The sequence below is a fragment of the Microcoleus sp. B5-D4 genome, assembly GCF_036705145.1.
Taxonomy (GTDB): domain Bacteria; phylum Cyanobacteriota; class Cyanobacteriia; order Cyanobacteriales; family Microcoleaceae; genus Microcoleus.
Genome location: NZ_JAUBTV010000007.1, coordinates 94,234 through 107,478, shown reverse-complemented (window position 1 = coordinate 107,478; position 13,245 = coordinate 94,234). Strand labels below are relative to the sequence as shown.

General features: G+C 45.9%; 7 protein-coding genes and 1 tRNA gene. 2 read left to right on the top strand and 6 right to left on the bottom strand.

From position 1 onward, the window contains the following. Window positions 1-487: 487 nt before the first annotated feature. The 3 genes from QUB10_RS05320 to gcvH form a co-directional block, all read right to left on the bottom strand. Window positions 488-1,879 (bottom strand): serine/threonine-protein kinase, encoded by a 1,392-nt coding sequence (locus QUB10_RS05320; protein ID WP_333200208.1) that lies wholly within the window; start codon window positions 1,877-1,879, stop codon window positions 488-490. Window positions 1,880-2,226: 347 nt separating this feature from the next. After that, entirely contained in the window at window positions 2,227-5,193 is a 2,967-nt protein-coding gene (gene gcvP / locus QUB10_RS05315; RefSeq protein ID WP_333200206.1) for an aminomethyl-transferring glycine dehydrogenase, read from the bottom strand. 642 nt (window positions 5,194-5,835) lie between these two features. Next, on the bottom strand, window positions 5,836-6,225 hold the full coding sequence (gcvH, locus tag QUB10_RS05310) for a glycine cleavage system protein GcvH (RefSeq protein ID WP_333200204.1): 390 nt from the start codon (window positions 6,223-6,225) through the stop codon (window positions 5,836-5,838). A 59-nt stretch (window positions 6,226-6,284) separates the two neighbouring features. Here gcvH and QUB10_RS05305 point away from each other — a divergent pair, with 59 nt between their 5' ends. Further along, window positions 6,285-7,127, top strand: coding sequence for an alpha/beta hydrolase (locus tag QUB10_RS05305; RefSeq protein ID WP_333200203.1), 843 nt, complete (start codon window positions 6,285-6,287; stop codon window positions 7,125-7,127). A 148-nt stretch (window positions 7,128-7,275) separates the two neighbouring features. Here QUB10_RS05305 and gcvT read toward each other — a convergent pair whose 3' ends face one another. The 3 genes from gcvT to QUB10_RS05290 form a co-directional block, all read right to left on the bottom strand. Beyond that, complete coding sequence (gcvT, locus tag QUB10_RS05300; RefSeq protein ID WP_333200201.1) at window positions 7,276-8,427, bottom strand: glycine cleavage system aminomethyltransferase GcvT; 1,152 nt, start codon at window positions 8,425-8,427, stop codon at window positions 7,276-7,278. A 627-nt stretch (window positions 8,428-9,054) separates the two neighbouring features. Then, a tRNA-Ala gene (locus QUB10_RS05295) sits at window positions 9,055-9,127 on the bottom strand. Between the two features lie 153 nt (window positions 9,128-9,280). After that, window positions 9,281-9,484: a hypothetical protein gene (locus tag QUB10_RS05290; RefSeq protein WP_096832242.1), complete on the bottom strand. Its 204-nt coding sequence runs from the start codon at window positions 9,482-9,484 to the stop codon at window positions 9,281-9,283. A 374-nt stretch (window positions 9,485-9,858) separates the two neighbouring features. Between QUB10_RS05290 and QUB10_RS05285 the strand changes: the two genes are divergently transcribed. Further along, on the top strand, window positions 9,859-13,242 hold the full coding sequence (locus tag QUB10_RS05285; protein ID WP_333200199.1) for an Eco57I restriction-modification methylase domain-containing protein: 3,384 nt from the start codon (window positions 9,859-9,861) through the stop codon (window positions 13,240-13,242). Window positions 13,243-13,245 lie beyond the last annotated feature (3 nt).

Genomic DNA, 13,245 nt, shown 5'->3' with positions numbered 1-13,245 from the left:
CGGGCGTGAGGATGTTTAGATACTCGTAGAAACCCGGTTTCTTAGATTTTGCGCGGTGCTTATGGAGTTTGGAGGCTATTGGTGGGGAGGTAGAAACCGGGTTTCTTCCTGAATCTGGGTGATAATACATAAATTATCGCAGAAACCCGGTTTCTTGGATGTAGCACGGTGCTCAGAAACCGGGTTTCTTCCTAAATCGGGCGTGAGGATGTTTAGATACTCGTAGAAACCCGGTTTCTTAGATTTTGCGCGGTGCTTATGGAGTTTGGAGGCTGTTGGTGGGGAGGTAGAAACCGGGTTTCTTCCTGAATCTGGGTGATGATGCGTAAATTATCGCAGAAACCCGGTTTCGGAGATTGATTTTACTTTGATTATTTGCTCGTTATGTCCCGACAACCCCGTCGGAAACCTAGACTGGGCATGGCTTTGTGATTTTGGGCTTTGTTATAAATATTTATGAAATCCTGAAACGCTTAGATGTTACAGTCTACAAGTCTCGACGCGAGAGAAGAGACCCCATCCACTGTTGGATCTGTATATAACCAGCATCACACTCGTACACTAACACACCCAGAGGGAGGTGAGCTATCGGTGCGTTCTCTTGCTCTGAAAAATAGATGTCACTGTAGCACAGCCATGAGTAATTTTTTATCCAGCCTACCCGATAGCCAAAAGCTTCCCATATTTTCTCATCATATTGCCTAGTTCCCCTCACACTTTGAAAGATGCGCTTCTGCACGCTAAAGCCGAAGCGCCCATTAGAATATTGTACCCAAAGTTGGTCAATGATTCGCAAGTCCTCGCAGGGAAATTTATCAATACTACTTATATCCAGGTATCTTTCTTTCTCCCTACCCGCCACCTTCCACATCACTCTCCGCGTTTCTCGATCCGCTTCTTGCCACTTTTTAGCTGCCAATAAATTCCGCAAGTTTGTATAATCCATTCCCACGGCTGAAACTACGCGCGTAGTCTCAGGAGGCGCTGGTTTTGGCAGCGGCGTTTCAAAAGATTTTTGTGCTGGCTGAGGGCTAATTTCTGGTAATGGCAATACCACTGGTTTCGGTATCAGCAAATCCAACCATTCCTGCACCGACTGCGGGCGATTTTGCGGTTCCAATTCCATCCCTTTGATAATCGCCGCATTCACCCTGTCGCTAATCTGAGCATTATATAGTTTTGGCGCAATTAAAGCGTCTATTACCTTTCTACCAGGCGATTGAATCGGTTTCTGATCGGTTAGCATATTATACAGCGTCGCCGCCAAAGAATAAACATCAGTATAAGGGCCAAGTTGAGGGCGTTTTTCCGCAAGTTCAATTGGTGCGTAAAAATCGGTTCCCGTAACACTATTAGTCATTAACTTGCCCGATGAATTAGCCTGTCGCGCTAAACCAAAATCAATTAAAACTGCTGACATACCGCTCTTTCTGAGCATGATATTTTCGGGTTTAACATCGCGGTGAGTCAGGTTTTGCTTGTGTACGCAACTCAGGGCATCTCCTAATTGCTGAATTATTGACAAAGCTTTGGCTTCGGAGAAACTGCCCTTTTCTCTGATATGGGTATACAAATCAATCCCATCGATTAACTCCATCACCATGCACCATAAATCACCCTCTAGAAACACTTCATAAACTTCGACAATATGAGGGTGACGACACTTGGCTAAAGATAGTGCTTCGTTGACAAACTTACCTTGTGTTTTGGCAAAATTTGGCTGTAATTGTTGGAAAATATTCAGAGTTTTTATGGCAACGGACTTACCTTCTGGGCGATTTTGAGCGCGGTAGGTTTCACCGTATCCGCCGCCACCTAGGTATTCTTCGATGATGTATTTGCCGTCGTGTAGTTGTTGTCCGTCGGGCCAGCGTTTCATGGCGGGTTTGTGGGAATGGAGAGGATGGTTTTGATTATAGCTGAGATGGTGGAATTTTTGTTGAGGCTTTGGATGATATCGTTTACGGTTGTTTCGGAATGATTTAACCGCAGAGGCCACAGAGGGCACAGAGGAAGAGAAGAGAGAGGTGAGGTTGAGAAACCGGGTTTTTTTACCTAGATATTCGGCATCTATCAAACCCGGATATCCCCCCTAGCCAAGAGGGCGGGCACGGGGGCACCGCCCCTACAAGGGGGGACTGGAAGCGTTCTCAAAGTCCCCCTTCTTAAGGGGGATTTAGGGGGATCTAGACTCAGATATAAACGAGATTTACATGGATTACAATCTTAAGTGTAAGCCTCCATTGGCAAACAAGAACAGACAAAATTACGATCGCCAAACGCATTATCTATCCGCCCCACCGCCGGCCAAAACTTATGTTCGCGAGTCCAAGGTGCCGGATAAGCCGCTTGCGAGCGAGTATAAGGACGATTCCACTCATCAACCATCAGAGATTCTGCGGTGTGAGGCGCATTTTTCAAGACATTATTTTGCGCGTCAACATTACCTTTTTCAATCTCCGCAATTTCGCCTCGAATCGCAATCATCGCATCGCAAAAACGGTCTAATTCCTGCTTCGATTCGCTTTCCGTCGGTTCCACCATTACCGTACCAGCAACCGGCCAAGAAACCGTCGGCGCGTGATAGCCGTAATCCATCAACCGTTTAGCGATATCTTCTACTTCAATAGTCGCAGATTTTTTGAGCGATCGCAAATCTAGAATACACTCATGCGCCACCAAACCAGCTTTCCCTTTGTACAAAACCGGATAATAAGATTCTAACCGTTTTGCCATGTAATTAGCATTAAGAATTGCTACTTTTGTCGCCTCAGTTAAACCGAATCCTCCCATCATCCGAATGTACATCCAAGAAATAGTCAAAATGCTAGCACTTCCCCAAGGCGCTGCGGAAACAGCACCAACTGATGTTTGTTGACTGTTGACTGTTGACTGTTGACTGTCCGCTGTTGACTGTTGACTGTTAAGAATAGAATGACTGGGCAAAAATTCTACTAAATGAGACATTACCCCAATCGGCCCCATTCCCGGCCCGCCGCCGCCGTGGGGAATACAGAAAGTTTTGTGCAAATTTAAGTGACAAACATCAGCACCAAAATCACCGGGGCGGCACAAACCAACTTGAGCATTCATATTTGCGCCGTCCATATAAACTTGTCCGCCACAGTTGTGGACAATCTCGCAAATCTCTTTAATTTCTTCCTCAAAAACGCCGTGCGTAGATGGATATGTCACCATCAAAGCCGCCAGTTCTTTTTTGTGTTTCTCTGCTTTTTTCTGTAAATCTGCGACATCAATATTGCCCTGAGAATCGCACTCTACAGCAACTACTTTCATCCCCGCCATCACTGCGCTAGCCGGATTTGTACCGTGGGCTGACTGGGGAATCAAACAGATATTTCGGTGAGATTCGCCTCGGTGTTCGTGGTATTGGCGAATAACTAACAAACCCGCGTATTCGCCTTGGGAACCAGCATTTGGCTGCAAAGAAATTCCCGCGAAACCGGTGATTTCTGCCAGCCACTGTTCTAGTTGCACGAACATCATTTGATAGCCGCGAGTTTGATCGCGGGGCGCAAAGGGATGTATCTTGCCAAATTCCGCCCAAGTCACCGGCATCATCTCTGCTGTGGCATTCAGTTTCATTGTGCAAGAACCCAAGGGAATCATCGATGTATTTAGCGATAAATCCTTGGCTTCTAAACGGTGCACATAGCGCAAAAGTTCAGTTTCTGAATGGTAGCTGTTGAAAACTGGATGGGCGAGATAGCTGCTAGTGCGATCGCAAAAATCTGGTAAGGTCAAATAGGAATTCAATGCGTCGGCATCCAGCGGAATGTTGAGAGCATTCTGCCCGTCTGCCCTGATATAATCTTTATTCTGTGCAAAAATTTCCCACAACTCTTGCACATCTTCAACGCTGACAGTTTCATCTAAAGTGATTCCCACTGTCGAATCATCGAAAACTCGGAGATTAATTTTGCGTACTTTAGCAGCTTCTAGAAGTTCTGACAGCGGTTTGTCTCCCAATTCTACCCGCAAAGTATCGAAGAAAGGTTGAGAACCAATTTTGTATCCGAAACTTCTTAAACCCGATGCCAAAAGTGCTGTTAAAGTCCATACTTTCTCAGCAATGTCTTTTAGTCCAGACGGGCCGTGATAAACAGCATACATACTCGCCATCACAGCCAGCAAAACTTGAGCAGTACAAATATTGCTGGTTGCTTTTTCGCGGCGGATGTGCTGTTCGCGAGTTTGCAAGGCCAAACGTAAAGCAGATTTGCCGTTGGCATCTTTAGAAACGCCAACGATTCTCCCGGGAACTTGCCGTTTAAACTCTTCTCGCGTGGCGAAATAGGCGGCGTGGGGCCCTCCGAATCCCATCGGCACCCCGAAGCGCTGAGTGCTTCCTACGGCTATATCCGCGCCGAATTCGCCGGGAGGGGTGAGCAAGCAAAGGCTCAAAATGTCGGCGGCTACTGTGACTAATGCGCCGACTTCGTGTGCCGATCGAATAAAATCGGTATAGTCGTAAATTGCGCCGTCTGTGGCGGGGTATTGCAGGAGAGCGCCGAAGATTATACGATCGAACTCAAAGCTTTGATGGTCGCCGACAATCACGTCAATTCCCAACGGCTTAGCCCGAGTTTGCACCACTTCCACAGTTTGAGGGTGGCAATCTTGGGAAACAAAAAACGCTTTTGCCTTATTTTTGCTGGCGCCGTAACTCACCGCCATCGCTTCCGCCGCCGCTGTCCCTTCATCCAGCAAGGAAGCGTTGGCAATTTCCAAACCCGTGAGGTCAATTATCATGGTTTGGAAGTTCAGTAAAGCTTCCAATCGCCCTTGAGCAATTTCGGCTTGGTAGGGAGTGTAAGCTGTATACCAGCCGGGATTTTCTAGGATATTCCGCTGGATGACGGGGGGAGTTATGCAGTCGTGATATCCTGTGCCGATGTACGATCGAAATACCTGATTTTTTGCAGCAATTTCTTTCAATTCTGCCAAAGCGCTGTACTCGCTTCGCGCTTCGGGAAGTTGTAAGGGTTGAGAAATACGAATCGCTGCAGGAACCGTTTTGTCAATCAACTCATCGAGGCTGGAAATGCCCAAAACATTGAGCATTTGCTGGATTTCGCTGGGTGTCGGGCCAATGTGCCGGCCAGCAAAACCATTGATGGAGGAAAGGTTTTGCTGCTGGTTGGGTTCAAGTTGAGGGCTGTAGAGTACCAAGGCGGATTCTCCTGAATAGACTTTTGCTTCTTTGTTTGTAACATTTTGCTACGAAAACCAGGAAGATTTTCTGCCTCTATCACAGTCCGACAGTCCGACAGGGGTTGAAACCCCTGTCTCATAGCTAAAGTCGTCGGTCGCCGACTGTAGATTAAGGCGCACTTATCGAGAATCTGGGTCTAAAACCCCGTCCTTTAAGGACGGCTTTGCTAAAATATACATGGTCACAGACCCGCCCGGATTTAAGATACTCCGAAATAAATAGCAAGGTTGAAAGTCCTGTCAGAGTTGCGATCAGAAATAGGGGAAGCGAAAGGGCAATAGGAAAATCCGGCCCTGAAGGCAAACAAGTATTTTACTTGCGTACAAAACAAAAAAGTCGCCATAGGGCATTGGGAGACTCTAAACGGACATGGAGCGATGGTAAGACTACTCCGGTAGCACGTTGCTGTGAAGTGTCAAGGAATCCTCGCACTTATAGGGCGAGGAGGTATGTCAACGCAACTCCCCGCGCAACTGGTTAGTATTTCAGTCGTCTAAAGACGACTTGTGCTATTAGCCAGGGGTTTCAACCCCTGGCGGATTGTGGAGGAATCAACGAGCCCTAGGCCCAAATTCCCAATCAAAACTCCCAACTCAAAACTACTCGCCTTCCACCATTTCGCGATACGCCTGGGCCGATAAAGCGTCATCGACTTCGCTGGGATTGTCAACGCGCACTTTCAGCAGCCACCCAGCGCCATAGGGGTCTTCCGCCAAATTTTCGGGAGACTCTATAATGTCATCATTGCGTTCTACGACTATACCGGTAACTGGTGCTTTCAAGTCTTCAACTGCTTTTACTGACTCGACTGTACCGAAAGCTTCGCCCTTTTCCAACCCTGCACCGACTTCGGGCAAATCTAGAAACACGATATCGCCGAGTTGGTCAACTGCAAAGGCACTAATGCCGATGGTGGCAATTTCACCTTCGAGTCGGATGTATTCGTGGGTGTCTAGGTATTTCAGGTCATCGGGGTATGTTAGTGCCATGTCTTTTCTCGCAATAAAAAAGTAGTAGTTAAATCTTATTCAACTATGAGCCTTTAGTAATGACTAAGTGGAACCGAAAAAATATTAAACGCTTGCTTTTTGGAGAATTTTCTGTCAAACGACTGATGCGCTCTATAATTTTTATTTACGCATTTCTATGTTTTTACGGTTTCTTTTTTTCAGAACGGCTAATTTTTCAACCTCCCCCATCTAGTCAGAGTGATAGCAGGGAAGTTATCAAAGTTAGCTCAGCTAATGGCGTGAAAATTTCAACTGTTCATTTTCCTAACCCGCAAGCTAAATATACCATACTTTACAGTCACGGAAATGCGGAAGACTTGGACGGCATTTTGTGGCTACTCAGAGAGATTCGAGATAGCGGGTTTGCTGTGTTTGCCTATGATTATCAAGGTTACGGCACGAGTCAGGGAAATCCTTCTGAATATAATACTTATCGTGATATTGATGCTGTTTACAGTTATTTAACCCAACAGTTGGGAATACCTGCAAAGCAAATTATTCTTTATGGGCGTTCTGTGGGCGGTGGGCCGACTATTGATTTGGCTTCGCGGCAAAAAGTCGGCGGTTTGGTGGTTGAAAGTTCCTTTGTTTCTGCTTTTCGGGTGTTGACGCGGATTCCGCTTTTACCCTTTGACAAGTTTGTGAATATTGATAAGATTGGCAAAGTTCGATCGCCTGTTTTGGTGATTCATGGTAAGGCTGATGAGGTGGTGCATTTTTGGCATGGAGAGGAGTTGTTTGCAGCGGCGAAGCAGCCGAAATTAAATTTTTGGGTTGATGGGGCCGGTCATAATGATTTGATGGATGTGGCGGGCGATCGCTATGCTGCAACTTTGCGACAATTTGCTAAGCTAGTAGATGAATCTTCTCGACCAAGATGAGCAACGGGCTAGAAGCCCGTTCCACAAGAACACATACACTTACACTTTATAGCCTTTCTTAGTAACATGAGGTGCACGCTTGATAAGCGGGCATAGGGCATAGGGCATAGGGCATACCTCACCAAGATTGAGAACTGCTGTACCTAATTTAACTGGGGCGGTTTTGCGATTTATAAAATGGTTTTTTCACCACATTAGCCGGATAGTTTTTACCGCGAATTTCGACTTCTAATTGCTGACCGATTTTCGCTAATTTTGCGGGAACAAATGCGAGGGCTACTGCGCGATTCAAAGTAGGCGATAATGTACCGCTAGTAACTTCCCCTACTGTTTCGCCTTCAAATATTACTGGATAGCCGTGGCGCGCAATGTGCCGCCCCCGCATTTCTAACCCTACCAACCGCTTTGATACTCCACTCGCTTTCTGCTGTTCCAAAACCTCACGCCCAATAAAATCGCCTTTGGTGTCGAGGTGCACTACCCAACCCAATCCAGCCTCTAAAGGCGTGATATTGTCGTCGATATCTTGACCGTAAAGAGCCATTGCTGCTTCTAAACGCAAGGTATCTCTCGCACCCAAACCGCAGGGTAAAACGCCAGCAGCTAACAATTTTTGCCACAGTTCTTTTCCTACTTCGGCATCCACCATGATTTCAAACCCATCTTCGCCGGTGTAACCAGTTCTCGCGATAAAACTCGGCTGTCCCAACAGATTTGTTTCTAAGTGGCCGAATGCCTTAATTGGTGCAAGGTTGTCTTCCACAAAAGGCTGGAGATAGTTAACAGCTTCTGGCCCTTGAATTGCAATTAAAACTTTATCTTCGGAGATGTCTGTAAAACAGAGATCGCTCAATTCTAAGTGAGTGGTGATCCATGCTTTGTCTGCGATGCGAGTGGCGGCGTTGACAATGATTACTGCACGTTCTTCGCTAGTGATAGGGTCTGGTTCTTGGCAGTAGAAAATAATGTCGTCTAAGATGCAGCCTTTGGCATTTAGCAAGACTGTATATTGAGCTTGACCGGGTTGCAAGCGGCTCAAGTCTGAGGGTACTAGGGGTTGAAATTTTTCTATTAATTGTTTCCCTCTCAAACCAAATTTTCCCATGTGGGAAATGTCGAACATTCCTGCTTGCTGGCGTACTGCTTGGTGTTCGCTGCTGATGCCTGCGTACTGTACTGCCATCTCCCACCCGGAAAAGGGCACCATTCGGCCTTTGAGTTCTAATGATAGGTCGTACAGAGGCGTGCGGGCAAGTTGGCTCGGACTCTCTGGATTGCTGGGTTCAGTTGACTTTGCCACAGGTAGCGCTTTGGTTGCGGGTAGACTGTTTTGATTTTACGGGAAAATTGGTTTTCGCGGTGTGTAGGGCGATCGAATTTAACGACACGCCAATGCTGTTTAGGTACAAGTCGCGATCGAATTTAAGGACACGGCAATGCTGTTTAGGTACGAGTAAGGACACTGCAGTGCCCTTCTTCGTGTCAACTTAACGTCAAAAGTAGTATCAGTATACCGTCTACCGATGAGCCCCTCGATCCCCACGGCGCCTAGGGCGGGCACGGGGGCACCGCCCCTACGAAGGGGGGGACAAGAGTATTCAAAGTCCCCCTTAACAAGGCAGGGCGGTTTCATTCTTGGTAGGGGCCGTGCCCCCGTGCCGGCCCTTTTGGCCTGAAACCCCCATTCGATGGTTGGTGGCGGGGGTAGGCACGGGGAGTAGGGGTAGCACTACCCCTACAAAAACCTCGTTTTTGGTGATAATGAAACAGCCCCCCTTAATAAGGGTGGGACAAGAGTCTTCTCTTTAGTCCACCTTATTAAGGGGGATTTAGGGGGATCTAGACTGGGGTAAAAGCGATATTTATCAACAGTTTTAGTCTTAAGTTGACACCAATGAGCAGTGCCGTTTCCCTACTCTAATGTTTATGGAGAATAGCGGGCTCGAACCGCTGACCCCTACAATGCCATTGTAGTGCTCTACCAACTGAGCTAATTCCCCTTTCTTTTCGCGCTCTCAATCATGCCTTAACGGACCAATATTTGTCAAGCTTTTTGGGGAAATTAGTTTTGAGCCTTCGGCTGGCAAGGCTTTCGGCTTTTTTTCCACAAAACTCTCCTCGCTTCTGGACAATGGTCAATCCCCTACTATCATTTAGTAAGTGTGCTGGGATATTTCGCTCAAATGGCTCAAACAAGACCCCATGAGGAAGTAGACGACTAGCAGAGCGGCGGCTGATACCGCAACTAGGGTGCCGGCTAGCATTAGTGAAAATTCCCGTTGCGCGATCGCCTCCTGCATTAAGTGCAAAGACCAGGCAACGAGGGCAACGTCAATTATTAAAATAGAAACCAGCATAAGTTACGATTTGTAACAGCTTACCTATTGTAACAAAACTTTTCGCTCCGTGCAGATAAGCTCAGGCGTATTTAACTTTTGCTGTAAAACCCGAAGGGAGCAGCGGAAAGCTACTGAGAAAAAATTATAGCTTTTGGTGATAATTACAATATGCAAAGTAAATGAGAGCTAGCTCAGCTTTAGAGGTGGGTTTTTGACTCTTGAGCGATCGCTCACGCTTTTTTGAGGGGGTAGGGTGCGTTAGCGAAGCCCGCCCGGGGGCTACGCCAACGAAGAGGATCGACCTTTGATTCGAACTGATTTGATAGCAGAAGGTCTGAGCCGCTGTTGGACTTGGATGCTGTAAAATTAACTTTATTAACCTGCTTGAAAAGATGACAAATCGCTCTACTCGCGCCCTTTTTCACAGCAAAACACTCAACACTGCTTTGCGTGCTTTTAGCTTTCCGCAAGATATGGAAGTGCGCCACCAAAAATTGGGAAGGTGGATTGCTGCACTTAAAACGGGTACGTTAGACGAAGTTAAAGAAGTTTCCCTGCACGGCAGTTTTATTAATGATATTTTTCAGGATGTTTTGGGATATTGCTCGGTAATTCAAGGTGCGGGGAAAGCTTGGGAAATTAACGCGGAACAAACGATATCTGATGGCGGCGGTTCTGCTGACGGGGCGATCGGCTTTTTTACTGCTGCTGGCAATCCTAAAGGCAAAGCCGTTTCCCTGCAAGGTAAAGTGATTGCTCCGATCGAACTCAAGGGAGCGAAAAATGATTTAGACCGTCCCGCATCCGGGCGATCGGAATCAGCAGTTGACCAAGGTTGGCGCTACGCTAATTATACACCAGATTGTCGCTGGATTATTGTCTCGAATTATCGAGAGTTGCGACTTTATCATACCAATAAAACTCCTGCTTATTACGAACAATTTTTTCTGGCTGACTTGGCGGATATTGAAGCTTTTAAGCGGTTTTACTTTCTGCTGTGTCGCCGCAATTTTTTGCCGAAAAACCAAGAGCAAACAGTTTCTGTTATTGACAGACTGTTAAAAGACTCTGACGAAGCTCAAGAGGAAATCACCAATAAATTATATCAAGAGTACAAAGCAATTCGACTCGCTCTCGTCAAACATTTTCGCTTTTCTGGGCCGCAGGATATCCGCAACCGCGATCGCGTACTCATCGAAAAAGCTCAAAAAACTTTAGACCGCGTTTTATTCATTGCTTTTTGTGAAGATAAAGGGTTGCTGCCGCGAAACACCCTCAGCAACGCTCACGACCACAAAGACCAATACAATCCTAGATTAATTTGGGAAAATTATCAATCTGTATTTCGCTGGGTTGATGTGGGAAATGATGACCCTCCTGTACCGGGATACAACGGCGGTTTATTTAAGTTCGATCCGGTTTTAGACGTACAATTGACTGTGCCAAATCCCTTATGCAGTCTGCTTAAGAATTTGACGCGATTTGATTTTGATACCGAAGTTTCCGTCGATATTTTGGGGCATATTTTCGAGCAGTCTGTTACAGATTTGGAAGAGTTAAATGCTGAAACTACCGGACAGGAATACAATCAGAAAAAGGGCAAGCGAAAAACTCAAGGTGTGTTTTACACGCCAGCTTTTATTACTCAGTATATTGTCGAGGTTTCTCTCGGTGGCTATTTGCAGCGTCGAGAGCAAGAATTGCGCGATTTATTCCTAATGGGCGAAGTTGCTGAAGTGTCGGTGCAGCCACCCAAGAAAACTGCAATTAAGTTTTGGAAAGCGTATCGAGACGAGGTGCTGCAAAAAACGCGCGTCATCGATCCGGCGTGCGGTTCGGGAGCTTTTTTGATTGCGGCGTTTGATTATTTGATGCAGCAGTACGAAAGAGTCGATCGCGAATTGAATGCTTTGGGATGTAAGCCAAAAAACGGCAACTCGCTGGAATTTGACAGAAGCATTTTAAGCAACAACCTGTACGGCGTAGATTTGCTGCCGGAATCGGCGGAAATTACCAAACTTTCTCTGTGGTTGAAGACGGCCGAACCTGGTAAAACCCTGACGTATTTGGATGATAATATTAAAGCGGGAAACTCGATTGTCGCTGACAGTAATGTAGCAGATACAGCGTTTGATTGGCAAGCTGAATTTCCCCAGATTTTTGCTGATGGCGGTTTTGATGTTGTCCTTGGCAATCCGCCTTATGTGCGGCAGGAGTTGCTATCTCCAATTAAACCATACTTGCAAGCAAATTATGAATCCTATAATGGCGTAGCAGACCTTTATACTTACTTTTATGAACTCGGATTAAACATTCTCAAACCGAAGGGAGTGCTTTCGTATATTGTCACAAATAAATGGCTGAGGTCTGGATACGGCGAACCTCTACGCAAGTTCTTTGCCAGTCAAGGTTTACTAGAGCAAATTATTGATTTCGGACACGCGCCAATTTTTGAGGATGCTGATACTTTTCCCTGTATTGTCGCAGTCAGAAAACCTAACGCTTCTCTATGTATCTCTGAAACTGAAAGCGAGATTGAGCCAGGTAAATCTGAACCTAATTCGCCTGTGATTGTTTGTCCGGTTCCGCGCGAGGAACTTGCTAATATCAACCTTACACAATACGTTCAACAACACGGCTATCAAATTTCGCGAGATCGTTTCACTGCAACTGCTTGGAGTCTGGAACCTCCTGCTGTTGATGAGTTGATGCAGAAAATAAAACAAGTGGGAGTTCCGCTAAAAGATTTTGCAGGGGTTAAGCCTTATCGAGGTATTTTAACAGGATTGAATGAAGCTTTTTTAATTGATGAAGCTACTAAAAATAGTCTCGTTCAAGCCGACCCTAAATCCGCTGAAATTATCAAGCCTTATTTGCGAGGTCAAGATATTAAACGCTGGAGTCCAGAGTGGGCAAATCTTTGGATTATTTTGCTGAAATCTAGCAGCGATAGTGTATGGCCGTGGAGTAAAGCGAACGATCAAGCAGAGGAAGTATTTGCACAAACATTTCCATCGGTATATAAGTATATGAAGCCGATGCAAGAAAAACTGTCTAAGCGTTCCGACAAAGGGCGTTACTGGTGGGAACTTCGTAGCTGTGCTTACTACAGGACTTTTGAAAACCCCAAAATTATTTATCAGGTTATTCAAACTTTGCCACAATACGCATGGGATAATTCTAGTGCTTATGGAAATGATAAAACCTTCATTCTGGCTAACAGCGATTTATGTCTGCTAGGTTGGCTCAATTCCCCGCTAATTTGGTGGTACAGTCATCGAGTTTTTACTCAAATGCTGTCAGGGGCGATTAGCCCAATGGGATATTTATTTGAAACTTTACCCATCGCACCACCAACTGACTCAATTCGTGCCGAAGTCGAATTAATTGTCAGCCGTTTAATTGAAATCGCCAAAACTAATCAACAAACTCACCGAGATGTCTTGCAATGGCTGGAAATCACTTATGTAATTGATAAACTCGGACAAAAACTCGAAGATTTTTCTGCCCTTTCCTTTGCAGAATTCGTAGCAGAAATCAGAAAGCGAATGCCGAAAACTAAATCATCCGATCCTCTCGGCGTTGCTGGACTAAAAGCAGTCCGCGAAACTTATAATGAATATGCACCGGCCATTCAATCTCGCAAAGCTGAGGCGTTGAGACTCGAACACCGTTTATCCGACTTAGTTAATCAAGCTTATGGATTGACACCGGAAGAAATAGATTTGATGTGGAAAACAGCGCCTCCCCGAATGCCGATCGCCAGACAGATTTGATCT

Coding starts and splice junctions, on each gene's coding strand:
- QUB10_RS05305 (WP_333200203.1), top strand. CDS start 6,285: ATGACTAAGTGGAACCGAAAAAATATTAAACGCTTGCTTTTTGGAGAA.
- QUB10_RS05285 (WP_333200199.1), top strand. CDS start 9,859: ATGACAAATCGCTCTACTCGCGCCCTTTTTCACAGCAAAACACTCAAC.
- QUB10_RS05320 (WP_333200208.1), bottom strand. CDS start 1,879: ATGAAACGCTGGCCCGACGGACAACAACTACACGACGGCAAATACATC.
- gcvH (WP_333200204.1), bottom strand. CDS start 6,225: ATGGCACTAACATACCCCGATGACCTGAAATACCTAGACACCCACGAA.
- QUB10_RS05290 (WP_096832242.1), bottom strand. CDS start 9,484: ATGCTGGTTTCTATTTTAATAATTGACGTTGCCCTCGTTGCCTGGTCT.